The 26,529-nt window shown below is 67.6% G+C and carries 29 protein-coding genes; 13 read left to right on the forward strand and 16 right to left on the reverse strand.

What is annotated here, in order from left to right:
* Positions 1-4 precede the first annotated feature (4 nt).
* The 8 genes from OG607_RS27495 to OG607_RS27530 form a co-directional block, all read right to left on the reverse strand.
* Positions 5-256, reverse strand: a complete 252-nt coding sequence (locus tag OG607_RS27495; RefSeq protein ID WP_405728889.1) for a hypothetical protein — start codon at positions 254-256, stop codon at positions 5-7.
* Positions 257-396: 140 nt separating this feature from the next.
* Positions 397-2,541, reverse strand: a complete 2,145-nt coding sequence (locus tag OG607_RS27500) for a cell division protein FtsK (RefSeq protein ID WP_405728892.1) — start codon at positions 2,539-2,541, stop codon at positions 397-399.
* A 101-nt stretch (positions 2,542-2,642) separates the two neighbouring features.
* A complete protein-coding gene (locus OG607_RS27505; protein ID WP_405728895.1) occupies positions 2,643-2,957 on the reverse strand; it encodes a hypothetical protein in 315 nt (104 codons plus the stop codon).
* A gap of 66 nt (positions 2,958-3,023) precedes the next feature.
* Positions 3,024-3,281, reverse strand: coding sequence for a hypothetical protein (locus OG607_RS27510; protein WP_405728898.1), 258 nt, complete (start codon positions 3,279-3,281; stop codon positions 3,024-3,026).
* A gap of 30 nt (positions 3,282-3,311) precedes the next feature.
* Positions 3,312-3,677: an RRQRL motif-containing zinc-binding protein gene (locus tag OG607_RS27515; protein ID WP_405728901.1), complete on the reverse strand. Its 366-nt coding sequence runs from the start codon at positions 3,675-3,677 to the stop codon at positions 3,312-3,314.
* A complete protein-coding gene (locus OG607_RS27520; protein WP_405728904.1) occupies positions 3,677-4,771 on the reverse strand; it encodes a DUF2637 domain-containing protein in 1,095 nt (364 codons plus the stop codon). The genes OG607_RS27515 and OG607_RS27520 overlap by 1 nt, the downstream gene beginning before the upstream one ends.
* On the reverse strand, positions 4,768-5,031 hold the full coding sequence (locus tag OG607_RS27525) for a DUF6284 family protein (RefSeq protein WP_405728906.1): 264 nt from the start codon (positions 5,029-5,031) through the stop codon (positions 4,768-4,770). Before OG607_RS27525 ends, OG607_RS27520 begins: the two co-directional genes overlap by 4 nt.
* An 87-nt stretch (positions 5,032-5,118) precedes the next feature.
* A complete protein-coding gene (locus OG607_RS27530) occupies positions 5,119-5,577 on the reverse strand; it encodes a pRL2-23 (RefSeq protein ID WP_405728909.1) in 459 nt (152 codons plus the stop codon).
* Between the two features lie 480 nt (positions 5,578-6,057).
* On the opposite strand from OG607_RS27530, the gene OG607_RS27535 reads away from it, so the two are divergent.
* Positions 6,058-6,831 (forward strand): helix-turn-helix domain-containing protein, encoded by a 774-nt coding sequence (locus OG607_RS27535; RefSeq protein ID WP_405728912.1) that lies wholly within the window; start codon positions 6,058-6,060, stop codon positions 6,829-6,831.
* A gap of 2 nt (positions 6,832-6,833) precedes the next feature.
* Positions 6,834-7,307, forward strand: a complete 474-nt coding sequence (locus OG607_RS27540; RefSeq protein WP_405728915.1) for an NUDIX domain-containing protein — start codon at positions 6,834-6,836, stop codon at positions 7,305-7,307.
* Here OG607_RS27540 and OG607_RS27545 read toward each other — a convergent pair.
* The 4 genes from OG607_RS27545 to OG607_RS27560 form a co-directional block, all read right to left on the reverse strand.
* Positions 7,295-7,867 carry an HD domain-containing protein gene (locus OG607_RS27545; RefSeq protein ID WP_405728918.1) on the reverse strand — a complete coding sequence of 191 codons (573 nt, stop codon included), beginning with the start codon at positions 7,865-7,867 and terminating at the stop codon, positions 7,295-7,297. The two genes, OG607_RS27540 and OG607_RS27545, sit on opposite strands and share 13 nt — an antisense overlap.
* Entirely contained in the window at positions 7,864-8,250 is a 387-nt protein-coding gene (locus OG607_RS27550) for a GntR family transcriptional regulator (protein WP_405737089.1), read from the reverse strand. The genes OG607_RS27545 and OG607_RS27550 overlap by 4 nt, the downstream gene beginning before the upstream one ends.
* 253 nt (positions 8,251-8,503) lie before the next feature.
* On the reverse strand, positions 8,504-10,267 hold the full coding sequence (locus OG607_RS27555) for a caspase domain-containing protein (protein ID WP_405728921.1): 1,764 nt from the start codon (positions 10,265-10,267) through the stop codon (positions 8,504-8,506).
* A gap of 10 nt (positions 10,268-10,277) precedes the next feature.
* Positions 10,278-10,688 carry a hypothetical protein gene (locus OG607_RS27560; RefSeq protein WP_405728924.1) on the reverse strand — a complete coding sequence of 137 codons (411 nt, stop codon included), beginning with the start codon at positions 10,686-10,688 and terminating at the stop codon, positions 10,278-10,280.
* 365 nt (positions 10,689-11,053) lie between these two features.
* On the opposite strand from OG607_RS27560, the gene OG607_RS27565 reads away from it, so the two are divergent.
* Together OG607_RS27565 and OG607_RS27570 are read left to right on the forward strand one after the other, a co-directional pair.
* Positions 11,054-12,367, forward strand: a complete 1,314-nt coding sequence (locus OG607_RS27565) for a restriction endonuclease (protein WP_405728927.1) — start codon at positions 11,054-11,056, stop codon at positions 12,365-12,367.
* 90 nt (positions 12,368-12,457) lie between these two features.
* Positions 12,458-12,844: a hypothetical protein gene (locus tag OG607_RS27570; protein WP_405728930.1), complete on the forward strand. Its 387-nt coding sequence runs from the start codon at positions 12,458-12,460 to the stop codon at positions 12,842-12,844.
* A gap of 12 nt (positions 12,845-12,856) precedes the next feature.
* Here OG607_RS27570 and OG607_RS27575 read toward each other — a convergent pair.
* A protein-coding gene (locus OG607_RS27575) for an IS5 family transposase (RefSeq protein ID WP_405737091.1) occupies positions 12,857-13,686 on the reverse strand; the annotation gives its coding sequence in 2 pieces (ribosomal slippage) (positions 12,857-13,345 and positions 13,348-13,686; 828 coding nt in all).
* A 422-nt stretch (positions 13,687-14,108) separates the two neighbouring features.
* On the opposite strand from OG607_RS27575, the gene OG607_RS27580 reads away from it, so the two are divergent.
* The gene (locus OG607_RS27580; RefSeq protein WP_405728933.1) at positions 14,109-14,759 is read left to right on the forward strand and encodes a hypothetical protein; all 651 of its coding nucleotides are present in this window, start codon (positions 14,109-14,111) and stop codon (positions 14,757-14,759) included.
* On the forward strand, positions 14,759-15,274 hold the full coding sequence (locus OG607_RS27585; protein WP_405728936.1) for a hypothetical protein: 516 nt from the start codon (positions 14,759-14,761) through the stop codon (positions 15,272-15,274). The genes OG607_RS27580 and OG607_RS27585 overlap by 1 nt, the downstream gene beginning before the upstream one ends.
* A 97-nt stretch (positions 15,275-15,371) precedes the next feature.
* Here the strand turns inward: OG607_RS27585 and OG607_RS27590 are convergent, their stop codons facing one another.
* The 3 genes from OG607_RS27590 to OG607_RS27600 all read right to left on the reverse strand — a co-directional run bounded on the left by OG607_RS27590 (position 15,372) and on the right by OG607_RS27600 (position 20,004).
* A complete protein-coding gene (locus OG607_RS27590) occupies positions 15,372-15,962 on the reverse strand; it encodes a hypothetical protein (protein ID WP_405728939.1) in 591 nt (196 codons plus the stop codon).
* A 554-nt stretch (positions 15,963-16,516) separates the two neighbouring features.
* Positions 16,517-18,307 carry a dolichyl-phosphate-mannose--protein mannosyltransferase gene (locus OG607_RS27595; RefSeq protein WP_405728942.1) on the reverse strand — a complete coding sequence of 597 codons (1,791 nt, stop codon included), beginning with the start codon at positions 18,305-18,307 and terminating at the stop codon, positions 16,517-16,519.
* Positions 18,304-20,004 (reverse strand): ABC transporter ATP-binding protein, encoded by a 1,701-nt coding sequence (locus OG607_RS27600; RefSeq protein ID WP_405728945.1) that lies wholly within the window; start codon positions 20,002-20,004, stop codon positions 18,304-18,306. Before OG607_RS27600 ends, OG607_RS27595 begins: the two co-directional genes overlap by 4 nt.
* 494 nt (positions 20,005-20,498) lie before the next feature.
* On the opposite strand from OG607_RS27600, the gene rsmI reads away from it, so the two are divergent.
* The 7 genes from rsmI to OG607_RS27635 all read left to right on the forward strand — a co-directional run bounded on the left by rsmI (position 20,499) and on the right by OG607_RS27635 (position 26,487).
* Complete coding sequence (gene rsmI / locus OG607_RS27605; RefSeq protein WP_405728948.1) at positions 20,499-21,356, forward strand: 16S rRNA (cytidine(1402)-2'-O)-methyltransferase; 858 nt, start codon at positions 20,499-20,501, stop codon at positions 21,354-21,356.
* A gap of 157 nt (positions 21,357-21,513) precedes the next feature.
* On the forward strand, positions 21,514-21,894 hold the full coding sequence (locus OG607_RS27610) for a hypothetical protein (protein WP_405728951.1): 381 nt from the start codon (positions 21,514-21,516) through the stop codon (positions 21,892-21,894).
* A gap of 23 nt (positions 21,895-21,917) precedes the next feature.
* Entirely contained in the window at positions 21,918-22,832 is a 915-nt protein-coding gene (locus OG607_RS27615) for a TatD family hydrolase (RefSeq protein ID WP_405728954.1), read from the forward strand.
* A gap of 80 nt (positions 22,833-22,912) precedes the next feature.
* On the forward strand, positions 22,913-24,139 hold the full coding sequence (locus OG607_RS27620; protein ID WP_405728957.1) for a ubiquitin-like domain-containing protein: 1,227 nt from the start codon (positions 22,913-22,915) through the stop codon (positions 24,137-24,139).
* Positions 24,136-24,993, forward strand: a complete 858-nt coding sequence (rsmA, locus tag OG607_RS27625) for a 16S rRNA (adenine(1518)-N(6)/adenine(1519)-N(6))-dimethyltransferase RsmA (protein ID WP_405728960.1) — start codon at positions 24,136-24,138, stop codon at positions 24,991-24,993. The genes OG607_RS27620 and rsmA overlap by 4 nt, the downstream gene beginning before the upstream one ends.
* A gap of 113 nt (positions 24,994-25,106) precedes the next feature.
* A complete protein-coding gene (locus tag OG607_RS27630) occupies positions 25,107-25,523 on the forward strand; it encodes a DUF6069 family protein (protein WP_405728963.1) in 417 nt (138 codons plus the stop codon).
* Positions 25,524-25,554: 31 nt separating this feature from the next.
* A complete protein-coding gene (locus OG607_RS27635) occupies positions 25,555-26,487 on the forward strand; it encodes a 4-(cytidine 5'-diphospho)-2-C-methyl-D-erythritol kinase (protein ID WP_405728966.1) in 933 nt (310 codons plus the stop codon).
* The last annotated feature ends 42 nt before the right edge of the window (positions 26,488-26,529 follow it).

Genomic DNA, 26,529 nt, shown 5'->3' on the forward strand with positions numbered 1-26,529 from the left:
TGGGTCAGCGGGTGCCGGCGTCGTAGGTGCGTTGCCAGCGGTTGAGCAGCCAGCGGCCGATGCGTATGCGCTTGCCGATGCCGTCGCAGCGGCGGCAGTGCTTGCCGCGCTTGGGCTTGCCGTGGCGGTCGTGGGTGAGGGCGAAGCCGAGGCCGCCGCACTTGCGGCAGTCACCGAACGGCGAGACGGCACACAATCCGGCGTAACCGAGGGTGAACAGCAGGATCAGGGCCATAGCGGCGGCGAGCAGGGTCACGATGGGCCTCCGGGGCCGGTTTCGGGGTATGCCGAGGTCAGGGCGCTAGGAGCTAGCGTCCTGATCAGGGCTTGGATGGGGTGCTAGGCGCGGTGCTAGGTCTAGCGGGGCACCCTGCTAGACCTAGCACCGGTTCGGATCTAGCCCGCGTCCCGCTTTCCGTCACGTTCGGTGATGGCGGAGGTGATGCGGGTGCGTTCGATGCCGCGCCGGTTGGCGCCCTTGCCGTCCTCGGTCTTGCCCCACACCTGGATCGTGGGGACGCCGTGCGGCTTGAGGACGTAGGCGAGCTGCTCGGGCTCCCACCCGCCGTAGACCTCCGGTCGCAGCTCCGCCAGCCGTGCCACGACGGTCTCGGACCACACCTTGGGCTCTTCGGCCGGGACGACGGCGAGGATGTCGGCGAGCAGGTCGAACCCACCCGTGCCCTCGGCCGCCTCCGGCTCATCCCCCAGCGCGTGACCGGTCAGCAGTCCGGCCGCCTCGCGGTGCTTGCGGGCCCGCAGGGCGACGGTCTCCACCGCGACGCCGTCGGCGTAGATCGCGCGCACGATCCGCGCGTCGGAGCCTTCACCGACGAAGTAGTGGATGCCCTTGTCGGCCCAGGAGAACATGGTGGCGCGCACGCCGCGCTTGTAGGCGCCGGTGCCCAGGACCATGTCGTTCTCGATCTGGCCCATGACCTTCAGGCACCACCGGGCGGAGGCGTTCGCGCTGATGCCGGTGGGCAGCGCGTCCTTGTCGGGGCGCTGGGTGGCCAGCAGCAGCGTGATCCCCGTGGCGGGGCCGCGCTTGACCAGGTCGGTGCAGATCTCCTCGAACTCCCCGCCGTACTTGGGGTGCTCGAACCACACCTGGCACTCATCGACCCCGACCACGATCGGGTGCAGCCCCAAGCTGCGCTTGGAGGCCAGCTCCGAGGTCACCTTGGACTCCGGGCAGATGTCCCGGGGCAGCGACCGGATGACCTTCGCCCGCCGGCGCAGCTCTTCGCGCAGGCCGCGCAGGTCGTTGAGGGCGTAGAGGATGTCTTCCTCGTCGTCGCCGGCGCGGTGGCGGTGGGAGACGCGTTCGCCGACCGGGTCCAGGTCGCCGGTGCCCTTCAGGTCGTAGGTGTGCAGCTCCGCACGCGGGTCCAGGGCGGCGATGAGCATGAGCAGGCGGAGCAGGAACGTCTTGCCCATGCGGGGGATGGCGCCGATCACGCCCGCGATGTACATGAGGGTGACCTCCACCCACCGGCCGCGCTGGTCGGTGCCGAACGGCACGGGCTTGAACAGGTCCACGCTGCCGGACTTCAGCAGCGGCCATACGGGCTGCTTGGCCTTGGACATGTCCTGATCCCCCACCCACAGCACCAGCCGGCCGGTGTGCTCATCCGGCACCGCCTCGGGCCACACGCAGCCCAGCGGGCGGCGCAGACCGGAGGCGAGCCGGTCGCGACGGTCCATCACATCCGAGACGGTCACGCCGTAGGGCAGATCACCCTCCGCGCGCCAGCCGGGGCCGTCGCGGGTGATCGGCGAGGTGAACACGAAGCCGTCCCGGCCCTTGGCAACAGCCTGGTTGATCTGCGAAATGCTCAGTGCGGCCAGGGCGCGCAGCACGATGTCGGAGGTGAGCCGCTGGGCCTTGGGGACCTCTACCGCGCGGGTGGCCACCGGCGCATCGGCCGGCGTGCCCAGATACCCCAGGGCGAGGGTGACCACGCCGGCGGACAGGGCCAGCAGCCAGTCGGGCGCGAGTACCAGCATCGCCAGCGAGGCACCCAGGCCGAAGACACCGGCCAGGACGGTGATCAGGGTCCGCAGCCGAACGCGGCCGTCGCGCTGCCGGGACAGCTTCAGGTACTCCGCCGCGTCCTCACGCACCACGGAGGCGGCGCGGACCGGGGCGCCCTCGGCGTCGGCGACCCAGCGCCAGGTGCCGCCGACGAACTTCGCGGCCCCGGACGGCACCCGCAGCGCGAGCTTGCCCGCGTAGAACGGGGTGCGGATGGCGTGGTAGCCGACCAGGTGACCGCAGTATCCGGCCGCCCACTTCGCGGCGGCGGCGAACTCACTGCCGGACTTCAGCCAGTCCGGCACGACCGCCCGACGCCGCGCGGCCATCCGACGGGCCAGGAAGCCCGGCCCGGCCGGGGCCGGTCCATCGACCATCACGACCGCCTCGGAGTCGAAGTCGGCCGGGGCGGTGGGCGGGCGCTTGGTGGTGATGTCGACGACCTCGGCACCCTGCGGGCGCTCGGGCTCGTCGGGCTGGATCGTGGAATTGATGTCAGACACGATGGGTGGTGCTCCTTCACTTCGATGGGTGGGAGTAGCCGGGCCCGGTCGTCGCTGTAGGAGGTGGGCGGCCGGGCCCGTTGTGGTGGGGAACGTGCAGGTCAGATGTCGGTGAGGGCGGCGGTGGGGATCTCGAAGACGGTGGTGTCGTCGTGCGCGGGCTGGCCGGCCCAGGTGTAGAAGTCGGCGGGGATGCGGACGTAGCCGACGTGCAGCGCGGTGCCCTGCCGGTCGGTGGTCTCGTAGACCAGGACAGCGGCGCCCTCGATCCGGCGACCGCCGATCAGGGCACTGCGGGCGTCACGGACACTCAGGTAACGGCCCTGGTAGGACACGGCGGGGGTGACGTTGTAGTACCGGGCGGCCCACTGATTCCTGCCGCTGGTGGCCGGTGTGGTGGTGGTCGGGCTGGTCACGGTGGCTCTCCTGACGCGGTGAAGAGACGGCTTGCGGCGTCGCGCTGTTCCTCGGAGGTGGCCGGGTCAGGGGGTGGGGCGGGGCAGGGCGCGGCACTTGGCGGAGTGCTCCTGTGCCCACTCGTTGACCTTGGCGCGGTAGCCGGCGGGCGAGTCGGCGTCGCAGGCGCGGCAGTTGGCCACGACCCAGGTGTGGACGGTGCGCGCCGGGGTCACGTCGACGGTGGAGCCGAACAGGGTCGGGAAGCGGTACAGCACGCCCTCCGGCCACACGGTCGCGTCGGCGGACGGGGCAGGGGCGGGGGCGGGGGCGGGGCTGGTCACAGTGGCTCTCCTGACGGGTGAAGGGATGGTTCAGGCGGCGAACTGGGGTGCGTCTGCGCAGGTCACGCAGCATCCGAGCGAGGTCGGGATGGTGTAACCGGCGTCGGTGTCGCACAGCGGGCACAGGCGGCGGGCGGCATTGGCCAGGGCGAGCGCGGCCCACTTCGCGGGCGTCATCGGCCGCACCGGCTTGGCGAGGTCGATGCGGTACAGGTAGGCCACCCGCAGGCAACGCCGGCGCCGGGAAGGCCACATGATCTGAGCGGTGATGTCCTGGCCACCCGGCCGCAGATCGCGCATACGGAGTTGCCTGCGGGTGGCCAGGCCGTCCGGGGCGAGCCGGTACGGGTAGGTGGGGATGCCGTACTTCGCGCCAGCCGGGTCGTAGAACCGCATCACGACGCTTCGACGGCCAGGGCAGCGCGCTCAGCCTTCAGCGCATCGCGCACCGTGCGAGCCTTGGCCGGGGCCGTCTTCAGCGCCAGCCGGATGGCCTCACCGGTGATCGCCTGGTCCGTCCAGCCGGCGGTGAGGGCGCGTGCCTCGGCAAGCAACTGCTCCGGGGTACGGACCCTGCGGCCGGTACGGGCGGCCTGCGGTACCCGACCGGTCGCCCGACGCGGCGCAGCCTTCACGGCAGCAGCCTGCTTCACCGCAACCGGCGCAGTCGGGGCAGCGATCGGGGTACGGTCGGCCGACTCGCGCGCCGACCGGTCCGGCGCTACCAGCAGCGCGGCCGGTGCCGATTCCTGCTGGTCAGACCCCGACTGATTTATCGGTGTTCCGGTAGATTCCTCCTGCTTTGCGTCCGGGTCGATCGCGGGCGCTTCGGCGGGGGCGAGTTCACCGAGCTTGAGCAGGACACGGGTACGGCGCGGGGTCTTCGATCGCCACCGGCGGCCGTGCTCCTGCCGCAGATCGGCACGGGCCAACTGCCGGTCACGCTCGCGGCTGAGCGCGTCGCCGTAGGAGGTGACCTCCCACAGGGTCATGCGGCGCCACAGAGCGAAGGTGGAGGGGAAGGCCAGCAGCCAGCGGGAGCGGCGGATCTTCTCCATCCGACGGCCGGTCACGGCGCCGATGCGGGAGGCGTAGACGTGGGCGGCGACCTCGGACAGCACCACCCACAGCAGCGGCATCGTGCCGTGCGCGAGCTTGGCCGACTCCGAGTGTCCGGCGGCGACGTTGAGCCAGCAGGTGACGAACGTCAAACCCCAGGGCACGAACCGCACCCACGCCAACGGCATGTCCATCCGGATCAGCAGCAGGTTCACGGCAGTGAACACCGGGATGGCGGTGTCGATGCCGACGGGCAGGATCTGCGGGGTGGTGAAGCCCCAGCGGGCGCCGGCGACGGTGACGGCCTCGAACGAGGACGCCAGGCCCAGCGCGCCGACGGCGACCGCGAGGACGGCCACGACGCGTAGCAGCCACAGTTCCGCACCCGACAGCTTCGGCACGGAGGGACGGTTCAGGCCCGGGGCGCTCATGCCGACACCCCCGTCAGGCTCTGCAGCGTGTTCGCCAGGGTCCGGCGTTCGGCCAGCAGGCGCCGCTTGGCACGGCGGATACGGCGGGCGCCCACCTCGGACAGCGGCCGGTCAAGCACGGTGATCTGCGCGTCCAGCAGCTCAACCTCAGCCACGATGACGGGCATCTCACGCTCGATGGCCGCAAGCTCGGCAGCAGTTGGTTCACGGTCGAAGACGGCCGGGGTCGTACTGTCCTGATCAGGGGCGATGTGCAACATTGAGAGGACTCCTGTTTCTCTGCGAGGGGCAGGGGGAGCGGGGGCGACCGCGTGTCTTTGGCGAGATGGGGCGGTCGCCCCGGGCATTTAGGCGTGGTCGTAGACGTACGCGGCAGCCGCGTCCTGAAGGGCGTTGTGCGTGCGACGGGCCAGGTCACCGGCCTCGCTCAGCGTGTCCTCGCTGGCCTCGCCCAGGGCGAAGGTGGCGTTGACGGCCTCGCGGGCCAGGTGCAGCAGGTCGGCGTCGCGGGTGGCCATCTGTACGGCGGCCATGGCCTTAGTGACCCCGGAGCGCGCTTCGTACCGGGCGGCGCGGGCGGCTGCGGTGTCGCCCTGGCCCTCACGCCGGGCGACGTGCTTCAGGTACTGGTGGCGCCGGTGGTCGACCAGCGCACCCAGCAGGGCCGGGAACGCCTCCACCAGCGCCTGACGGCGCCGCTCAGCGCGGACGGCTTCGGTGGTGCGGGTCGTGGTGAGGTGCCGCATCCAACCGGCAGCGAAAGCGCCGGCCAGCGTGCCGAGAACGGCAATGAGGGTCGTCAGCATGGCGTTCCTCTTCTGGATCTGGGGTGAGCTGGGTGTCCGGCTTCCCTCGGCCCTGCCCGTACGGCACCCCGTAGCGGGGAACCGGACAGGCGAGGGAGGCAACCGGTCACACCCCGCAAGGGCGGTGGAGAGGTGCGGTCGAGCAGATGTCTCCTCCGGAAGCGCGCCGGCGCTTCCGTTTCAGGCGTATGGAGACGTGATCTTTCGATCTAGAAGCCCTCCGGTGAATGACAAGGCGCCGGGTCGCCTCCCCCCGTCCACTGCGGGGCTCCTGGTTCTGCGTGATGCAGTACCTGTATTACAGGTACTGCATGAGGTCCCGTCAAGTAGTCCGGCGAGATCTCTTGGCTTCGCACTAGGACTTCTTGGCGCATCATCAGAATCGCTCCAGGTCAGGGGAGTTGGTCACCCCATCCCTGGACAGCTCCGGTCGATCTCACTACCTTCAAGAAGTCCCCAAACGTCCCATCGGAGGTGCAGATGTCCAACGAGCGTTTGAGGTCGGCCCTGTTGGCGCGCGGCATGACGGTGCACGACCTAGCCCAGAAGATTGAGGTCAACCCGAAGACGGTCGAGCGCTGGATCACGCAAGGGAAGGTGCCGTACCGGCGCCATCAGTACGCGACAGCATCGGCGCTCAGAGTGGACGTGACGACCCTTTGGGACGACACCCGCGCCGTGGACAGCGCTGCGGATCTGAGCAAAGCGGAGATAGTCAACGTCTACCCGCACCGCCACATGGTCCCGGCCGGGCTCTGGCGCGAGATGTACGGACGTGCTGAGCAGTACCTCGATGTCCTCGTGTACTCAGGACTGTTCCTGTCCGAGGATCCCCAGTTCCTTGATCTCCTCAGGGAGAAAGTAGAGGCAGGGGGGAACGTGGGGCAGACGCAAGTGCGCATCCTGCTCGGGGACCCCGACTGTCCGGCGGTGAATCAGCGTGGTGTCGACGAGGGTCACAGCATCATGGCAGGCAAGATCCGCAACGCCCTGATCAACTACCGACCGCTTTTCGAGAGCCACCCTGAGATCTTGTTCCGGCTGCATGAGGCCACGCTCTACAACTCCCTCTACCGAGCGGATGACGAGATCCTGGTGAACACCCATGTCTACGGCGTTGCCGCGTACATGGCTCCCGTTTTTCACCTGCGGCGAATGCCGGGCGGCGGCCTGTTCGACACCTACGCAAATAGCATCGAACAGACCTGGGGAGGCGCACGCCGGGCAACTGAAAACGACTTCAAGGGAGCCTGAGCATGGGACGTATCGACTACTACCACGACCCCGACGCGCCGCCGGCCAACTCGGTCGTGCCCTCCGTCGTGGCGTTCGTGCAGAACACTGCGGAGCAGGTGCTTCTGATCAAGCGCTCCGACAACGGCCGGTGGGCGCTTCCCGGTGGCGGCCACGACGCGGGCGAGTTCATCAGCAACACCGTGATCCGTGAGGTCTGGGAAGAGACCGGAATCAACGTGGAAGTCCTCGAACTGTCCGGGATCTACACCGATCCGGGGCACGTACTCAAATACGACGACGGCGAGGTACGGCAGCAGTTCAGCATGTGCTTCCGCGCGCGGCCGGTGGGCGGCAACGTTCGTACGAGCAACGAAACGACTCAGGTCCGCTGGGTTGACCCAGCGGACCTGCCAGAGTACGACATTCACCCCACCATGAAGCTCAGGATCGAGCACGCCATGAACCGAACGCGGACGGCGCCCTACATCGGCTGACGCTTGGTGGCTGCGAGTCGTTCAAGAACGCGCGCCGTGCTCGCCAGGATCTCAGGCTCGGCGCGGCGGATGAACGTACCGATGAGGCTGTCCGGCCCGTAGCGACCAGCAATCTCGTTCACGCGGTCCACGGGGCCGGTCGCCATACCGTCCGGCGTCGTGTTCATGTCGCAGTAGCAAAGAGCGTCCGTGAGTTCGGGGGTCTCGCGCGGGAACTCGGACTCCAGTTCCTCGCGGAACCCTCGGGCCTCTGCTTCCATCCATGCACACGAGTGGTGCGCGACCAAGCGCACGACTCGCTCATCGGCCTGGGACGCGTCTCGGAGATACCGGGCGCCGTCCAGCGGGTGAAATCCAGTCTTGGCCAAGTCCGGCGCATAGCCGATGTCATGGAGAACTGCGGCGGCCTCCAGTAGCTCAGCGTCCGACCCGAGAACGGGCGCGATCGTCCGTGCTCGCTCGGCGACTCCCAGCGAGTGCTTCCAGCGGCGCGGCAGTGACTCGGAGAGCAAGGACTCAGCGAGGGGGTACGCCCACTCCGTCAATCCCGTACGGCTCACAGTCGGGACCGCCCCTTTCGGTCCGGTACGGCACGCACTGTTCGCACCTTGCCCTGCCCTCCCTCTGACAGCCACCCGGCCGCCTCTAGCTTGTCCAGTGCCTTGCTCACCGTGGGCCGAGATACGCCGAACCGCACGGACAACGCGGACGCACTTGGGAATGGTGCCCCCACCTCAAGGCCGTCACCCGTGATCACGTCGGCGATCCGCTCGACCAGGGGCCGACGATCTTCGCTCTTACCCTCCCGGACAACCCGCCACCGCCCACCAGGTACCGGTTCCCCGACCCCGTCCTTCTGAAGTGCGCTGAACACCCGAAGTGCAACGCCTCGCGAGACATCGAAGTCCCGCATGAGGTCTGCTGCGGACGGAAGCTCCGACATCTCAGGATCGGCCTCGATCTGAGCTTTCACGGCATCTGCGATCTTCAGGAAGGTGCCCCGAGGGCTCGCCTGTTGCGACACTCGCTCTCCCTCTCCGTCTCCATCTGTCCTTCGCCAAGCTCAAGCCTCGCATGCGGTGGCCCGCTCGGGGAGATCTGGACGTTGGATTGAGCCGCCTGTGCTTTGCCTGGGCAGGAGACGTCAGGGTTCCTGCCCGTACCCGGTAGTTGCGGCCCCAATCCACTGACGTGCATTACCAACGTGGCTGTTTAGCCCGATACTCCGCGAGCGCTTTGAATGCCTTCTCGGCGCGAACCGGGTCTCCGCCGAATGCGCCACCAGTCACAAGGGGCCAAGATGGGCTGATTTCCTGAGCGATCTGACTAGCTAGGCCGATTTCTTCATATCCCCAATTCGAATCAAGCAAGAACTCGCCGGGCCACGGGTTGGCATAGAACTCGGGCTCACTATCCATGGAAATCATGGAAGCAAGGAACTCGAAGCGATTGCAAGCCTCCGCATAGGCAATGTCATCCGGCTCCATCAGGCGGAAGATATCTCGCAATTCTTGGCGGATAAAATGACTCTGTGGATAGATGTACTTGCTGCCGTTATCGGCTCGGCAAACCTCATGGATTGCATTACCGTAGATAACAAGTACCGGATTTAGATAGATGGCAGGGGTCTGGCGGTGCCGATTACTGTCGAATGGGGGTTGCCAAGTCGGCCGAGTGAGAAGGCGTGCCATCAATTGCTCATGTTGACCGAGGATGGCAGCAATCCCCATAGCCCAAGTAGCGAGCAGCGCAGGATACAGCCGCAATCGCTCCAAATCATCCTGAAAGGATTGGATATTTTTGTCACGTAGTCGACTGAGCCTTGTGACGGCCCGCAGCCACAATGCGTCATGGGAGCCATCATCGTGGAAAACACCGGTAGCCAGCAGGTGCAGGAGTGTATCGCTATCCGCTCGATAGCCTCGGATGTTATCAACGAAGACACGAATGTTGTCCGCGAAGACCTGACCTGAAACCGGCCGTCTGTCCAGGGTGCAGTAACCAACGACCTCCGCGACAGCCCGATCAACTAGATCAAAGACCTCAATACGGCGTACAGGATCAGGCAAAGCGCGCTTGAGTTGAGCAACGGCGTTATCACGGCGCGTGGGGTCAATCGCTTCGGTCGGCATTTGTTCCAAGCTGTTCAACTCCGGGGCCGGGCTAAGAGTTACCGCGCTCTCCATTCCCGGAAGAGTTGCCTCTGTCGCCGGTTCGGTGGCAAAAGGCGAACGTGCCACCACCACCTGATATTCCAGCTCGGCCCAAATTTGAGGGCTCTGCATTGTAGTCTTGGCACGCACCTGATCGTATACATAGTCGTACAGCTCGTGAACAGTCACCTTCCCATCCCGGTCACGGTCAGCATCACCGGAGCGCAATCCTTCAATCACCGCCCCTGTGAAATACGAAGGCTCTGGTTCAAGCTCACTGAGGTCATTGCCTTCCCATGCGTATTCCGTACGGCTGGTAGCCGTGAGCACTACCCGACCGTGCCCGGACAACTCATCCTTAATATGTACGGTTGAATCACCTTTGGTTCCAGGAAGAAAGGCGCCGCTGTAGCAGCAGTCGAGCAGCAAAACAATCGTCTTCGCCCGGCAACGGTTCATCTGAGATTGCAGAAACGCAGCGGGGATTGCACTCGACGCAAGCAGTTCGCGATCGGTGTCCCGTGCAGCGAAGTAAAGCTCTCCATGGTCGGCCTTGAGACCATGCGACGATATATGAAGCAGGAGTAGGTCACCCCTGTCACGACCGCTAAAGAACGTCTCAATTGAACGCATCACCTGACTTTGCGCTTGATTCAGGATCGTAGCGACCTCAAAGTTACCGATCTGCGTATCCTGTAGAACTGAAGCAAGCTCTTCAACATCGCGTGCGGGTGAGCGCAATTGTTGCAGACCAGAATTATCGAACTGACTCGTTGCTACGAGGAGAGCGTAGCGGCCTCCGAGCATGACAGTAGCCTCAGATTCCCTCGGAAGCATCAATACTCGCTGGCACCGAGTCGTGCACGGCGATGAAGGCCTCGATCAAACGTCGCTGATTCGCCGAAGATACTGCCTGCATCTCAAGGGTATCGTCACCAATCGTGACGTTAACTGTACGAACGGGGCGATGCTCAATCCACGTCTTCAGGAGGTCAAATACCTTACGGAGTACCGGCACGCCCACGGTGACCACCAGGGCCCCCACAGTGACTGCGCCCCCAACCTTGGTGCCTTCAGGGGCAGTGTCTTGACGGGCGAGGTCAACACGGTCTACATCCAGCTCTAGAAGACGCTCACGGAGTTCAAGTGCGAGAGCATCAAGCTCCTCCTGATCGCTGTCTGAAGCGCCCTCAAGTTCTACCAGGACTTGCCGCCCGTCGTGCTTCACTCTGGTACCCCGTCTTCAGACTTGTAGAGGGCTCTCAGCTTAGTGCGCGTTAGGAACGATGGTGTCCGTTTGCCACCTAAATGATGATCCGATACACGCCCGGCAAGCTCTCGGGGCGGAGCGCCATGCTGGGGCCGTCTGTGGGCCGTCCGAGGGCAGCCGACAACAACCAGCAATGCCCAATGACTACCGCTACTTTGCTGGTCAGAGCCTCGCCCCTAACGAACATACGAGGTGGCCACCCGGCCTGTTAGTTCGGCCACTACTGACGCTGGCTCCCTGGATCGGAGTGCAGAGAGTCAGCGCGCCTGTCTGTCAGTGGTGGCCAGTACTGTCGTCGGAAGATCGTTCGAGACAGTGCTGTTGTGGGGGTAATCGTGGCTGGTCAGTTGCGTGTTGGTCAGGTGTACCGGTACGCGACCGGTAAGGATCCGGTGCCGGCTGATCTGGACGGGTACCCCAACTTTCATCATGTGACGCACTCGCCTGACCTCAAGCGAGCGCTGTTGGAGGCCGGGATCAACGGCATGGCCAAGGTCAGTGCCTTGGACGGCCCGCGTCGCCCGGCGATTCTCATTCGGTCGAGTCCGTGGAAGGCGGGTACGGAGCAGACGCCGTGGCACGACGTGTTCGACATGGACAACGGGCACGTTCGCTACTTCGGTGACCACAAGGCCGGCATGACGGCCGTTCCTGGGACCACCACGGGCAACGCGGCCCTGCTCGGGGCGTTCACCGGGCACCAGGGGCACACGCCGCAGGAGCGAGCGACCGCCACGCCTTTGCTCCTGTTCCGCGCCGTCTCACGCAACGGCAAGCCCAAGGGCCATGTGGAGTTCTGCGGACTTGGCGTCATCGAGCGGGCTGAGCGGCTGGTTCAGTGGGGCGGTCACGAGCACACCACGTTCATCAACTACGTCTACGACATCGCACTCATCGACCTCACGGACGAGAACGACGAAGTCTCCTGGGAATGGATCCACTCCCGCAGGGATGTGGCCGCCACCGATGCCAAGGCCCTCGAACTGGCCCCGCGGGCATGGCGTGAGTGGGTCAAGCACGGCAACTCCGCGCTGCCCAGACTCCGCCGGCGTGTCGCACGAGCCAAGGTCACCAAGGTTCCCGAGCAGCGCCCCCGGGCCGGCAGCACCGAGGCCAAAGATCTTGAGTTGATCTACAAGTACTTCGACGGGCGCAAGCACGACTTCGAGGCTGTCGCCGCGGCTGTCGCCGCACGCGTTCTGCGCGGGGCGGGAAGCAGCTATCTCGAAGGGTGGCTGACGCGGCGATCCGGCGACGGAGGGGCTGACTTCGTCGGGCGGCTCGATCTGGGCAGCGGGCTCGCGGGCACCAGCCTTGTCGTGCTCGGGCAGGCCAAGTGCGTCAAGCCGGATACTCTCATCACCGCTGAGCAGATCGCCCGTGTGGTGGCTCGCCTGCGGCGCGGCTGGATCGGCGTCTACGTGACAACGGGCGCCTACTCCGTGCCCGCCCAGACAGAGATGGTGGAGGACCAGTACCCGATCGTCCTCATCAACGGTTCGGCCCTGGTCCACGAGCTCAGAGGCATGGCCCGAGATGACCATGGCGGGGACTTGGAAGCCTGCGTCGAACACATACTGACTGGGCGGGAGACCGCCATCACTAACCGGCGCCCGGAGGAGATCCTGCTTGAGTAGTCCCCCAGGCGTCCCCCACAGGCGCCTTGTGGCTGAATCGCATGGTCAAAGGCGCAGAGCTAGGGACTGTCTCTCAGATTGGGCTATGAGATGGTCGTGCGCGTGATCGAGTCCTGGGTGTTCAGCGACGCCAGTGAGGCGATGTCATCTGAGGCGGTGCTGGAGAGGCTCCGGGGAAGAATCGTCGGAGGGCAGCTTGAGGCATGGCTGACCAGTTCGTCCGGCCGGTTGTTGGCCATCGTGACTAACACCGAGCGCGCGATGGTGATGCTGCTTGACGGTGAAGGTGATCCGGGCGAGCACGCTGTGGACCCGGGAGCCGACGGTTGGAGCATTGGCTTCGTCCTGGCCAACGGGCAGCATGACGAGTATCCGAACGAGGACACCGTGCCTCTTGAGGAAGCGTTCAGGATCTTGGGTCGCATCATCACCGAGGGCTCTCCACCCTCTGATGCGGCCTGGTCAGTCGACCGCTGAACCCGAGCGGCGTTATCGCCGGGCCCAGATGAGGATGGCGGCGAGGTGGAGTGCGGCCTGGTAGGCGATGGCGAGTTTGTCGGTGCGCATGGCCAGGCCGCGCCACTGCTTGAGGCGATTGATACACCGCTCGACGGTGTTGCGCTGCTTGTACGTCTCAGTGTCGAAGCCGGGCGGCCGACCTCCAGCACGGCCGCGTCGCAGGCGGTGGCCGATCTGGTCGGCCGGTTGCGGAATGACAGCCGGGATGCCGCGCCTGCGCAGATGCCCACGAATCGCGCGGGAAGAGTAGGCGCGATCCGCGAGAACGACCGCCGGTCGGGTTCTGGGCCTCCCGAGTCCGCTTCGCGGAACCCGGATCCTCGCCATGACCGCCTCGGAGGCCGGCGCGTCACCAGCCTGGCCTGCGGTGACATGGAGGGCCAGGGGCCGTGCCCGGCTGTCACTGGCCAGGTGGACCTTCGTGCTCAGGCCGCCGCGGGAGCGTCCGAGTGCGTGATCGCCGGGTTCGGCCTGGCCGGGCGCCCCCTTTTCCTGGCTCCGGCGGCATGCTGGTGAGCCCGGCAGACGGTGGAATCCACCGAGACGGTCCAGCCCACGTCGTCACCGGCGTCCGCCGCGGCAAGGAGGGCAGCGAGAATCCGTTCCCACGTGCCGTCCACGGCCCACCTGATCAGGCGTTTGTGGGCGGTCTGGAAAGACCCGAGCTCGTCGGGCAGGTCCCGCCAGGGTGAGCAGGTGCGGTACTTCCACGCGATGGCTTCGAGGGTCCGGCGGTGATCCGCCCACCGTCGTCCACGCACCGGATCGGCCGGCATCAACGGCTCGATCCGGTCCCACATCGCATCAGTGATCACTAACCGAACAGACACATCCGATCAACTGACCAACCCATCAAGGAGACACGCTCTAGCCCGCTGTAAAACTGCGCACCATGGACCGCCAGACGGGCGTGTCCGGGCTCGTCGACCAGATGACGGGGCGCCTCGCTGCCCTTGAAGACTCGCTGAGCTTTGCGGTGCTTCCCAACGCGCGGCAACCCGTGGCGCTTGCGGGATCTGTCGAGGGTCGCCTAGGAGAACGTACTGTGTCGGAGTGTGCTGAGAGTCGCAGCTCCCAACCACGACGGGTCAGCAATACGGCCCCGTTCGGGGGTGGATGAGAGGGGGATGAGGTTGTCGTTGTTGACCCGACTGATGCGTTCGAAACTGTCCAGTCTCGGCCAATGTCTTCGATCGCCGTAGGCTCCGGCTAAGCTGAACCGGTGCTGGCTCAACTAGTCGCAATCGCCTCGGTGCTGGTTGCTCTGATTGGTCCGTTCGCTGTCGAGTGGTGGAAGGGAACGAAATGGAAGGATGAGCAGAGTCGCGTCCTCGGCGTTGATGCTTGGGCCGAGCAATTCGCTCCAGTTGGTACCCCATCTGGATATTGCCATCTAAAATATGTTGTTCGCAATAACTCGCAGAATGACATTGCGGATGTGGCCATCGTTTCGCCAGGTCGGGACAAGCTTCGATTCATTCCCGTAGTGCATGCCCAGAGTCAGGAATTCGAAATTGATCCGAACCTGCGGCAGATTGATACTGCATTTAGTCACTATCCGGTAGAGCTGCTTTTCGCCGATCGCTGGAACATTATCTGGTATCAGCATCGCGAGTTTCAACGAGTGAAGACGAATAGTTCGAATCCGCGTACTATTCGGGAATATGTCATCCATCCGCGTAATCCCAAAGGGATGGCCGCTGCTCGACATCAGGGGTTGCTAGTGTTCGCCGGGTGTGTTGTGGCTGCGCTCGTTGCGCTCGGCATCTCGGCCTCAGGGCTGGGTGCTCCGGATGGCCCATCGCCAAAGCAGGGAACCACTGAATCACCGAAGCCCAGCAATTCGCGTTCGGCAGGGAAAGCGGGGTCCTAATGGAAGATCTGATTCTTGTCATTGCCTCGCTCGGCACGGGCATCCTCGGTGTCGCGAGCGTATTCCTTGCTTCGCTTTCTGGGCGGAAGCGTCGACGGTTGGACGCGCGCTTGAAGGCTGGGCAAGTCTTCGCTCATCTTGAGGAATCGCCCACAGGTGAAGCTGTGTGGGTGCTGCAGAACCGTGGTGAACGCGAGGTTTACGAGGTTAGTTTGACGGTTCCCAACCGTCAATTCTCGTTTGTGTCCCTTGCTCCTGCGGGTGAACTGCGAGTAGTGGCTGACCGTTCCTCTCTGCAAACGCAAGAAGACCGTAACCCGATCGTGACTTTCAAGGATGGCGAGGGTCGTCGATGGCAGGTTGGAAGGGTTGGCGTGGAAGAGGAAGGTGGGAAAAAGGAGAAGGGTGATGTTTTCCCTTCTCTCACGTCCGCCGCTTTGACATCGCTAACTGCTGCCGTTTTCACAATCCTAGCTGCGGCTATCACGATCTTTGGCTGGGTGCGGATGCGTTAGTGCCCCAGCCCTTTTCGCGCAGCTCTTCTGGCGATAGTTGTCTCGATGGATGCCTCACCGGGCTATCACACACATTCGCGACAACTCGATTTCAATCTTAGGAGCCGCCCTCTTCTGGTGCCCGGAGAGACTGCTTGGCTGCGTCGATCAACTGTCCCCATTGCCCTTGAAGATCCCGCCGCCCCTCCTGAAAAGCTTCACTGTGCTCCCCGGTGAGATTACCTGAAATAACTGCACCCTCCCACCGTGCCCACGCGTCATAGATGCGATGCGTGAGGGCGATGATGTTTCGGCCGTTTACTCGGGCCTGATCCGGTCCCCAGACGCCCAAATGGAAAACGTCGCGCAGCAGCGCATTGCTGGCCGTCATAAACTGTTCGTGTAGGGCGTTGGTCGGCGTCTCGCCAAGAATCAGCTTCACTCCTGCGGTTCTCAAGGTGCTGTCTATGGCCGCAACCTGGTCGAGCATGTCCAGGAGGGTCTGGCTCCGCCGCTCTCGTTCCCAGTGCCCCCAATCGGCCGATCGCTGTGCGGACACCTGAACCCTGGCCGCATCAAGCTGAACCTTCGCCGCCTCGACCGCCTTATTGGCCCCATGGCGGCTGGCCAACCAGGCGCCGACAGTTGACACGATGACTCCGAGCAGCCCCACGCCACCAACGATCAGCGTGGCTTTCCCTTCATCCATCGGGCCATCATCGCGACGTCAACCGGACCACGGCGGCGGTTTCCTGACTCGTGTGTGGCGGAGGTATGGCGGCGACAGTGAGTGACGGCGAGAGGGCGGCAGTCAGCGACACGGACTCCTGCCCTCTCTGGACCGGCATCCGCGCCGGTCAGAGTTGGCGAGCGCCCCGGCAGGATTCGAACCTGCGCACACCGCTCCTCTGGTTGTCCGCGTGTCGACTCTTCAAGATCAGGACGAGACGTGGACGGGACATGGCGGCCCCTGTCTAGCGCGTGAAGAAACCCCAGGTCAGCCGCTACGCGTGGAGCTGATCTTGTGGGGACTGTAAATCTGTTGGCCTGCGTACCGAGGTTCGAAAGTCAGGGAAGGCGCGGAGCGGGTGGGACCATCTCAGGTCCCGTCTCGTTCGGTTCTCCGCTGCTGTGCATGGCCTGGCCCGGCGTCTCCGTGGGCCGTCTGTGGGCCGTCCGAGGTCAACCGAGCACCACCAACAACGGCCAATGACCACCACTGCGGCGGGCCCGAAGGCCCGCCGTCGGGAGCTGAAACCCCAGCTAGATCCAGCTGTCCAGCCACATCCGGGACTGCCAGGACGTGTACGGGATCGTCATGCCCGTGTACAGCGGGAAGAAGTAGATGAAGTTCCACACGATCAGCAGCACCAGCGTGCCCGCGCCGACGGCGCCCCACATGCGGCGGCGTTCGGTGGCTCCCGGGGGGCCGAGGATCGCGCCGAGCATCATGGCGAGGGCGAGGCAGAGGAAGGGGAGGAAGACGACCGCGTAGAAGAGGAAGATCGTGCGCTGCTGGTACATGAACCAGGGGAGGTAGCCGGCGGCGACGCCGCAGAGGATGGCGCCGGCGCGCCAGTCGCGGCGGAAGGCCCAGCGGTAGAGGACGTAGAGGAGGGCGAAGCAGGCGGACCACCAGAGGAGGGGGGTGCCGATGCCGAGGACTTCGCGGGCGCAGCCGGCGACGGCGGTGCAGCCGTCCTTGCCGTATTTGGGGGACTCGTAGAAGTAGGAGACGGGGCGGCCGAGGATGAGCCAGGACCAGGGGTTGGACTGGTAGGTGTGGGGGGAGACGAGGCCGACGTGGAAGGCGTAGACCTGGGACTCGTAGTGCCACAGGCTGCGGAAGACCTCGGGGACCCAGGTCATGGAGAACTGGGGGAGGTGGAGCGTGAGGCCGATGAAGGGGAGGGTGAAGTGGTCGGGGGAGAGGCCGGCGCGGCCGTGGGCCCAGGTGCGGTCGTAGCCGCCCTTGGTGAAGAACCAGCCGGTCCAGCTCAGCAGATACGTGGTGATGGCCACGGGGATGAGGGAGAGGAAGGCCCAGCCGGTGTCCTTGATGAAGACGGACAGCCAGGGCTGGCGGGCGCCGGCGAGGCGGCGGGCGGAGACGTCCCAGAGGAGGGTCAGGACGAAGAAGGCCAGGAGGACGTAGAGGCCGTTCCACTTGGTGCCGGTGGCGAGGCCGAGGCTGACGCCGGCGGCGATGCGCCAGGGGCGCAGGCCGAGGGAGGTCTTGGCGCCGGTGAGGGCGTTGGGGCGGTCCGAGTCGTCCGGTAGCGCCGCCGCCAGCCTGGCGCGGGCCTTGTCGCGGTCGACGAGCAGGCAGCCGAAGGCGGCGAGGACGAAGAACATGACGACGAGGTCGAGCAGGGCCGCGCGGCTCATGACGTAGTGCAGGCCGTCGACCGCCATCAGGCCGCCGGCGAGGCAGCCGAGCACGGTGGAGCGGAAGAGGCGGCGGCCGATGCGGCACAGCATCAGGACGGACAGCGTGCCGAGTACGGCCATGCTGAACCGCCAGCCGAAGGGGTTCATGCCGAACATCCACTCGCCGACGGCGATGACCCACTTGCCGACCGGCGGGTGGACGACGTACGAGGCCGTCGGGGAGAGCGGGATGGTCTGGTGGGCGGCGAGGATCGCGTCGTTGGCCTTGTCGGTCCAGGTGCCCTCGTAGCCGTACTGGAGGAGCGACCAGGCGTCCTTGGCGTAGTACGTCTCATCGAATATCACCGCGTGCGGGCTGCCCAGGTTCCAGAAGCGGATCAGGCCCGCGAAGAGCGCGACGAGCAGCGGGCCGCCCCAGCCCGACCAGCGGGCCAGCCGGCCGGCCAGGTCCGGGCTCAGGCCGAGGGACACCCACAGCCGGGTGCCCGGCTCCGGGTACGGCTGGAGCAGGCGTTCGCGCACGTCGGCGCGGGGGCGGGCGGCATGGCCGAAGCGGCGCAGGCGCTGCTGCCAGGGGCTCTGCGGGGGCTCCGGCGGGGCTTCGTCGTGGGCCTGCTCGGCCCAGTCCGCCTGCGTCGCGGTGTCAGCGGTGTCACTCGTCACCGGCCCATCGTAGGGAAGCCGCCTGAGGATCCGGTAAGGAGTGGGGCTTCGTCTTCGTGCTTCGTGTCCTGAGCGGTGATGTCGAGTACGGTGTCGGCCTGTCCGGCCAGCCATGGATCGTGGGTGATCAGGAAGGTCGTACGGCTGGCCATCAGGCGCCGCAGCGGCTCCATGATCCGGCGTGCGGACTCCCCGTCCAGCCCAGTGGTGGGCTCGTCCAGGACGAGTACCGGCGTGTCGCGGAGCAGCGCGCGGGCCAGGGAGAGCCGCTGGCGCTGGCCGCCGGAGAGCAGGCGGCCGCCGGGGCCGATGCGGGTGTCGTAGCCGTCGGGCAGGTCGCGTACGAAGCCGCCGGGGCCGTCCACGTCGGCGGTGAGCGCGGCGTGGCGGATCTCTTCCTCGGGGGCGGACGGGCGGCCGTAGGCGATGTTCTCGCGGATGGTGCCGTCGAAGACCATCGGCTCCTGGGAGACGAGGGCGATCCGGTCGCGCAGGTCGTGCAGGGGGATGAGCCTGATGTTCTCGCCGTCGAGCAGGATCCGGCCGGAGCGCGGGTCGTAGAAGCGGAGCAGCAGCTTGGCGAGGGTGGACTTCCCGGCGCCGCTGGGCCCGGCGATGCGGAGCAGCCGGCCGGGGAAGGCGGTGAAGTTCAGGCGGTCCAGGACCAGGCGGCCGGTGCCGGGGTAGGTGAAGGTGACGTTCTCGAAGACCACTACGCCGGTGGTGCGGGGCCCGGGTGCGACGGTCCGCTCCAGCAGCGGGTCCGCCACCGCGGGCTTGGCCTGGAGCACTTCGAACACCCGCTCGCCGGATGCCGTCGCCGAGGACAGGCTCACCGCCAAGCCTCCCAGCGACTGCACCTGGGGGTAGAGGTAGCCGAGGTACGCGGCGAAGGCGAGCAGCCCGCCGACGCTCAGCCGGCCGGCGGCGATCTCCCAGGCCCCGGCGCCGACCACGGCGAGCACGGCGACGGACTCGATGACGTTGGCCAGCGGCCCGTACAGGTTGGCGAGCCGGGACCGGTCGAGGCAGGTGCGCATCCAGGCGGCGCCCTCGTGGTGCACCTTCCGCCACTCGCTGTCCTGGCGGTTGTACGCCTGGACCAGGGCCATGTTGGCCAGGTTCTCGTCCAGGGTGCCGACCAGCGCGCCGTTGGTGTCGCGCTCGGTTCGGGCGACGGCCCGGATGCGGGACGACAGGCGGCGGGCGGCCAGCCAGAAGACCGGGGCGGCGGCGAAGGTGAGCAGGGCCAGTTCCCAGCGCAGCCAGAGGGCGGCACCGGCGAAGAAGACCAGGCTGAAGGCGGTGTTGAGCAGCTGCACGGGCCCGGAGGCCACCAGGTGTTCGGCCTGGTCGACGTCGCTGGTCAGCCGGGTCAGCAGGTCGCCGTGCGTGTGGTCGTCGTAGAAGTGCGGGGGCAGCCGCTGGGCGTGCGCGAACACCTGGTCGCGGCAGCGCAGCGAGAAGCCCTCGGCGACCACACTGGACAACTGCCCGGCCAGATATGTGGTGGCCGCGCCGATGAGTGCGACCGCGAGCCAAATTGCGGCCGGTCCCCAGAAAGCGGCCGGATTTCCGGCGGTGAGGACTTTGTCGGTGATGACGGAGAAAACCTGGATCGCGGCGGTGTCGCAGCCCACGGAAATCGCCTGGAGAATGATTGTTCCGGCGAGCAGAAAACGGTCCTTCCGAATCATCGGCCACAATCTGCGGAATGCCGCCAGGGCCGAGAGTCTGGCGTGCGGCCGGAACAGCGCGCCGGTCGGGTCCTGTCGTTGCGCCACCTGCGGTCCTCCCTCCTGCCACTCCTACCAGGGGAAAGCGGCCGGGGCGCAGGCGCCCCGGCCGCTTTCGGTCCTGCTCTGCCTACTAGCGGCCCTGCCCGAAGCGGCCGCCGAACGGGCCGCCCTGGCCGTTCTGCCCGCCCTGGTCATCGGGGAAAGGCCGGCCGGGCTGGGGCTGCGGCGGGGGTGGCGGGCGACGCCTGCCGGGACGCGGAACGGGAACCCGCATACGTACGAAGTCCATTTCCATGAGAACTCCTATCGTCGGTGGTTCGTCGGTGGTTCGTTGGTGACTCGTTCGGAAATACGGGAGCGGTGCGGGTCTCCGCTCAATGTAAAGAATGAGAAAAGGGTGTGTAAGTTTCTTGCTTTTCTCATGAAAGGGGCGGCTGCCCTAGACTGGGCCGGTGAGCAGCGAAAACGCAGGCGTACTCGTACTGGCAGGGACCCCCATCGGCGATGTGGCGGACGCCCCGCCGCGCCTCTCGGCCGAGCTGGCGGCGGCCGATGTGATCGCGGCCGAGGACACCCGGCGGCTGCGCCGCCTCACGCAGGCGCTCGGCGTGCACACGACCGGCCGGGTCGTGTCGTACTTCGAGGGCAACGAGTCGGCCCGCACCCCCGAGCTCGTCGAGGCGCTCCTCGGCGGCGCTCGCGTGCTGCTGGTCACCGATGCCGGGATGCCGTCCGTCTCCGACCCCGGGTACCGGCTGGTCGCGGCGGCGGTGGAACGCGACATCAAGGTCACGGCCGTCCCCGGGCCCTCCGCCGTACTGACCGCGCTCGCGCTGTCCGGGCTGCCGGTGGACCGCTTCTGCTTCGAGGGCTTCCTGCCCCGCAAGGCGGGCGAGCGCCGGGCGCGCCTGGTGGAGGTCGCCGGCGAGCGGCGCACCCTGGTGTACTTCGAGGCCCCACACCGCCTGGACGACACGCTCGCCGCGATGGCCGAGGTCTTCGGGGCGGAGCGGCCGGCCGCCGTGTGCCGGGAGCTGACCAAGACGTACGAGGAGGTCAAGCGCGGCCCCCTCAAGGAGCTGGCGGCGTGGGCGGCCGAAGGTGTACGCGGCGAGATCACGGTCGTCGTCCAGGGCGCCCCGGAGCCCGGTCCGTCGGAGCTCGATCCGGCGGAGCTGGTGAGCAGAGTCCGGGCGCGCGAGGAGGCGGGGGAGAGCCGCAAGGAGGCCATCGCGGCGGTCGCGGCGGCGGCTGGGCTGCCGAAGCGGGAGGTCTTCGACGCGGTGGTGGCGGCCAAGCGCACGACTTAGGGCAGGCTAAACGCCGCCCCGGGCAAAGTGATTCGGGTGATACGTAGGCCAGATCCCGCATAGAGCCCAAAAATGACCCAAAACAGTGGAAGCCCTCCTGTGCTGAGGCCGTGTCAGTAGTTCGCTGGTAGCAGGAAGTACCGCGACAGGAGCTGCCATGAGCGAGACCATCGGCAACCACATCGGCAACCACCAATCCGTGCGCGAGGCCTATGCCTTCGTCTGCATCAGCTGCGGCCACGGCTGGGAACGGGCGTACGACATCGAGCACCACACCGACGCCCGGAACCTCCCCTACGTCACCTACGTATGCGACGGCAAGCGGGTGCCCTCGCCGCTGACCCGGCCCGCCTGCGAGAACTGCGAGGGCCACAAGGTCCGCATCATGCGCTCGGGCCAGGTGTCCGATGTCGCGGCCCTGTGGGAGACCGAGCTCGGGCGCCGCACCCCGGCGCGGACGCGGACTCGGGCGCGGACTCGGACTCGGACCTGGAGCTGGTCACCCCTGCATCTGCTGCACCGGAGGCGGGCTTCCTGAGCGGGCTTCCTAAGATCGGGGGCATGCCAGCCAAGAAGGACGACAGGTCCGCCGCCCCGCCGCTGCCGGAGCCGCTCGCGGTTCCGGTGGCGGATTCACACACCCACCTCGACATGCAGCGCGAGCAGGGCACCGTCGAGGAGGCCCTGGCCAAGGCCGCCTCGGTCGGCGTCACGACCGTCATCCAGGTCGGCTGCGACGTGACCGGTTCGCGCTGGGCCGCCGACACGGCCGCCGCGTACGACAACGTCTGGGCCGCCGTGGCCCTGCACCCCAACGAGGCCCCGCGTATCGTCCACGGCGATCCCGACGGCTGGTCGCGCCAGGGTGAGCGCCAGCCGGGCGGCCCGGCCGCCCTGGAGGCGGCGCTCGCCGAGATCGACGCGCTGGCGGCACTGCCGCAGGTGCGGGCGGTCGGTGAGACGGGGCTGGACTACTTCCGTACGGGCGAGGGCGGCGTCGAGGCGCAGCAGTTGTCCTTCCGCCGCCATATCGACATCGCCAAGCGGCACGGCAAAGCGCTGGTCATCCACGACCGCGAGGCCCACGCCGACGTGCTCCGCATCCTGGACGAGGAGGGCGCGCCCGACGCCGTGGTCTTCCACTGCTACTCCGGTGACGCCGCGATGGCCAAGCTCTGCGCGGACAAGGGCTACTTCATGTCCTTCGCAGGCAACGTCACGTACAAGAACGCCCAGGACCTGCGCGACGCGGTCGCCGTCGCCCCGCTGGAGCTGCTGCTCGTCGAGACCGACGCGCCGTTCCTCACCCCGGTGCCGTACCGCGGTCGGCCTAACGCGCCTTACCTCATTCCGGTCACGGTGCGGGCGATGGCCGCGGCCAAGGGGGTCGGGGAGGACGAGCTGGGGACGGCGCTGGGCGAGAACACGGCGCGCGCGTTCGGTTACGGGAATCCCGCGGGCGGCGACACGGCGTAAGCGTTTGGCTTTGGAGAGTGACGGTTCCTCCGCTAGGGTCCCGGTTCGTTCCGGATCGACGACCGGATCGAGGAGCCGTCGTGAGCAATTCGCAGCGCAGCAGCACCGGCTGGCCGGAGGGCTTCGTCCCGGCGGCGCCCGCCGCGAGGCTGCCCCGGCAGGGCGGTCGCGCCGCCGCGCGGCGGCAGCGGCAACGGGCGCAGCAGAAGCCGAAACCGGACGCGCTGCGCCAACTGCTGCCGCGCGCCCTGGTGCTGGCCCTCCTGGCGGGCGGGACGAGCGCCTTCCTGGTCAACGACAAGGCCGTCCGCCTCAGCGTGGACGGTGAGCCGCGCGTGCTGCACACCTTCGCCGACGACGTGGACGAGCTGCTCGCCCAGCAGGGCGTCGAGGTCGGCGAACACGACATCGTCGCCCCCGGCCCGCACGACGACCTCGACAACGGCGACGAGGTCGCCGTCCGCTTCGGCCGGCCCGTGTCCCTGACCCTGGACGGCCGCAGCCGCCGCGTCTGGACCACCGCCCGCACCGTGGACGAGGCCCTGCGCCAGTTCGGGGTGCGGGCCGACGGCGCCTATCTCTCCGCCTCCCGCAGCGAGCCCATCGGCCGCCACGGCCTCGACCTGGACGTACGCACCGAGCGCACCCTCACCTTCCTCGTCGACGGCCGCGAGCGCACCATCCGTACGAACGCCGCCACCGTCGGCGAGGCCGTGCGGGAGGCCGGGATCGCCCTCCACGGCCAGGACGCCACCTCCGTCGACCCCGTCTCCTTCCCCCGTGACGGCCAGACCGTCTCCGTGATGCGGATCAGCGGCACCGAGGAGGTCCACGAGGAGCCCATCCCCTACGGGACCGACCACCACGAGGACGGCTCCCTCTTCCGGGGCACGATAATGGTCGACACCCCCGGCCGCGCCGGGGTCCGCCGGGTCACCTACGCCTACCGGACCGTCAACGGCGTCAAGCAGAAGCCCCGCCGGATCGCCGAAGAGGTCGTCAGCGAGCCCGTGAAGCAGGTGGTCCGGGTCGGCACCAAAGCCCTCCCCACCTCCGTCGCCGGTGCCGACGGCCTCAACTGGGGCGGCCTCGCCGCCTGCGAGGCCGGCGGCCGCCCCAACGCGGTCGACGCGTCCGGCACCTACGGCGGCCTCTACCAGTTCGACGTCGGCACCTGGCACGCCATCGGCGGCTCCGGCCGCCCCCAGGACGCCCCCGCCGCCGAGCAGACCTACCGCGCGAAGAAGCTCTACGTGACGAGGGGGGCGACTCCGTGGCCCGTCTGCGGCCGTAGGCTTTACCGGTGAGCACCGCCGATCAAAGCCTCCTCGGGCCTGCCGACATCCGCGAACTGGCCGCCGCGCTTGGCGTACGCCCCACCAAGCAGCGCGGCCAGAACTTCGTCATCGACGCCAACACCGTCCGCCGCATCGTGCGCACGGCCGGCGTCCGCCCCGACGATGTGGTGGTGGAGGTCGGGCCGGGCCTCGGCTCGCTGACCCTGGCCCTGCTCGAAGCCGCCGACCGCGTCACGGCGGTGGAGATCGACGACGTGCTGGCCTCGGCCCTGCCCGCCACGATCGCCGCGCGGATGCCCACGCGGGCGGACCGTTTCTCCCTCGTCCACTCCGACGCGATGCGGGTGACCGAGCTTCCCGGCCCCCCTCCCACGGCTCTGGTCGCCAACCTCCCCTACAACGTCGCCGTCCCGGTGCTCCTCCACATGCTGGAGACCTTCCCCTCCATCGAGCGCACTCTCGTCATGGTCCAGGCCGAGGTCGCCGACCGCCTCGCCGCCGGTCCGGGCTCCAAGGTCTACGGCGTCCCCTCGGTCAAGGCCGCCTGGTACGCCGAGGTCAAGCGCGCCGGCTCCATCGGGCGGAACGTCTTCTGGCCCGCGCCGAACGTCGACTCGGGCCTGGTGTCCCTGGTCCGGCGGGCCGAGCCCCTGAAGACGACCGCGAGCCGGGCCGAGGTCTTCGCGGTGGTCGACGCGGCCTTCGCGCAGCGGCGTAAGACATTGCGCGCGGCGCTCGCGGGCTGGGCCGGTTCCGCGGCGGCGGCCGAGGCCGCGCTGGTGGCGGCGGGGGTCTCGCCGCAGGCGCGCGGCGAGGCGCTGTCGGTGGAGGAGTTCGTGGCGATCGCCGAGCACAAGGCTTGAAAGTTCAAGCATTGGCCTCTAGGCTCACGACTCGAAGATGACTTGAAGCTTCAATGCAAGGGCTCAAGTCGCTTCCGTCCCCGTTGCCCTGCCTGTGCCCCCTGGAGCCTGACGTGTCCGACCTCTCCCTGACCGCCGCCCCCGCCCGTCGCGGTGCGGCCGTCGTCGCGGGCGGCATCGCCGCCGCCGTCCTCGTGTCCAGCGTGATCAACGCCGTCATCGCCGTCACCGCCCTGGCCATCGGCGCCCCGGACGACTTCCAGCCGCTCAAGCCGGGCTCGTACATATTCCTCACCACGGTGGGCGTCCTGATCGGCGCGGGCGGCTGGGCCCTCGTGCGCAAGGCGTCCAAGGCCCCCGAGGCGCTGGTCCGGTGGCTCGTCCCGGCCGTGGTCGTGGTCTCCTTCGTCCCGGACTTCCTGCTCTGGAACGCCGGCGGCGCGACCGGCGTGATCGCGCTGCTGCTGATGCATGTGGCCGTCGCGGCGATCGCGGTGACCGCGTACCGCAAGGTCATGCCCCTGGCCTGACCGGCGCGACCGGGTCCGCCGGGCTGGGAGAATGGCGGAAGCTCTCCCCTCTGGTCCGTCGTCAAGGAGTTCCGTGGTCACCGTCCGCGTCCCCGCGAAGGTCAACGTCCAGCTCGCCGTCGGCCCGCTGCGAAGCGACGGCTTCCACGACCTGGCCAACGTCTTCCTGGCCGTAGGCCTGTACGACGAGGTCACGGTGACCCCGGCGGACTCCCTGCGCATCACCTGCGAGGGCCCGGACGCGGAGCACGTACCGCTCGACGCGACGAACCTCGCCGCCCGCGCGGCCATCGCGCTCGCCGAGCGCCACGGCCTCGCCCCCGACGTGCACATCCACATCGCCAAGGACATCCCGGTCGCGGGCGGCATGGCCGGCGGCAGCGCGGACGCGGCGGGCGCGCTGCTCGCCTGCGACACCCTCTGGGGTACGGGCTCGACGCAGGACGAACTGCTGTCCATCTGCGCCGACCTCGGCAGCGACGTCCCCTTCAGCCTCGTCGGCGGCGCGGCCCTCGGCCGGGGCCGGGGCGAGATCCTCACCCCGCTGGAGGTCGGCGGCACCTTCCACTGGGTCTTCGCCGTGGCGGACGGCGGCCTGTCCACCCCCGCCGTCTACCGCGAGTGCGACCGCCTGCGCGGCGACGCCGACGTCCCCGGGGCGGAGCCCTCCGCCGACCTGCTGGAAGCCCTCCGCACCGGCGACCCCGGCGCCCTCGCCGCCACCCTCGTCAACGACCTCCAGCCCGCCGCCGTATCCCTGCGCCCCTCCCTCGCCGCCACCCTCTCCGCCGGCACCGAAGGCGGCGCCCTCGCCGCCCTCGTCTCCGGCTCCGGCCCCACCTGCGCCTTCCTCGCCAAGGACGCCGACGCGGCCAGCGCGGTCGCCGCCGCCCTCACCGCCTCCGGCACGTGCCGCGCGGTGCGCGTCACCTCGGGCCCGGCGGAGGGCGCCCACGTCAGGTGACGCGGCCGTCCCGGCGGGCCCGTGTGGGAAGGTCATCCATGT

Source organism: Streptomyces sp. NBC_01537 (genome assembly GCF_045040445.1).
Taxonomy (GTDB): domain Bacteria; phylum Actinomycetota; class Actinomycetes; order Streptomycetales; family Streptomycetaceae; genus Actinacidiphila.

What these genes read in the sequence shown, in the direction of transcription:
- OG607_RS27525 (WP_405728906.1), bottom strand. Translation starts at nt 5,031, where the DNA reads ATGTTGCACATCGCCCCTGATCAGGACAGTACGACCCCGGCCGTCTTC.
- OG607_RS27570 (WP_405728930.1), top strand. Translation starts at nt 12,458, where the DNA reads ATGGTCGTGCGCGTGATCGAGTCCTGGGTGTTCAGCGACGCCAGTGAG.
- OG607_RS27550 (WP_405737089.1), bottom strand. Translation starts at nt 8,250, where the DNA reads ATGTCGGAGCTTCCGTCCGCAGCAGACCTCATGCGGGACTTCGATGTC.
- OG607_RS27585 (WP_405728936.1), top strand. Translation starts at nt 14,759, where the DNA reads ATGGAAGATCTGATTCTTGTCATTGCCTCGCTCGGCACGGGCATCCTC.
- OG607_RS27590 (WP_405728939.1), bottom strand. Translation starts at nt 15,962, where the DNA reads ATGGATGAAGGGAAAGCCACGCTGATCGTTGGTGGCGTGGGGCTGCTC.
- OG607_RS27555 (WP_405728921.1), bottom strand. Translation starts at nt 10,267, where the DNA reads ATGCTCGGAGGCCGCTACGCTCTCCTCGTAGCAACGAGTCAGTTCGAT.
- OG607_RS27535 (WP_405728912.1), top strand. Translation starts at nt 6,058, where the DNA reads ATGTCCAACGAGCGTTTGAGGTCGGCCCTGTTGGCGCGCGGCATGACG.
- OG607_RS27635 (WP_405728966.1), top strand. Translation starts at nt 25,555, where the DNA reads ATGGCGGAAGCTCTCCCCTCTGGTCCGTCGTCAAGGAGTTCCGTGGTC.
- OG607_RS27615 (WP_405728954.1), top strand. Translation starts at nt 21,918, where the DNA reads ATGCCAGCCAAGAAGGACGACAGGTCCGCCGCCCCGCCGCTGCCGGAG.
- OG607_RS27540 (WP_405728915.1), top strand. Translation starts at nt 6,834, where the DNA reads ATGGGACGTATCGACTACTACCACGACCCCGACGCGCCGCCGGCCAAC.
- OG607_RS27515 (WP_405728901.1), bottom strand. Translation starts at nt 3,677, where the DNA reads ATGCGGTTCTACGACCCGGCTGGCGCGAAGTACGGCATCCCCACCTAC.
- OG607_RS27530 (WP_405728909.1), bottom strand. Translation starts at nt 5,577, where the DNA reads ATGCTGACGACCCTCATTGCCGTTCTCGGCACGCTGGCCGGCGCTTTC.
- OG607_RS27610 (WP_405728951.1), top strand. Translation starts at nt 21,514, where the DNA reads ATGAGCGAGACCATCGGCAACCACATCGGCAACCACCAATCCGTGCGC.
- OG607_RS27600 (WP_405728945.1), bottom strand. Translation starts at nt 20,004, where the DNA reads ATGATTCGGAAGGACCGTTTTCTGCTCGCCGGAACAATCATTCTCCAG.
- OG607_RS27520 (WP_405728904.1), bottom strand. Translation starts at nt 4,771, where the DNA reads ATGAGCGCCCCGGGCCTGAACCGTCCCTCCGTGCCGAAGCTGTCGGGT.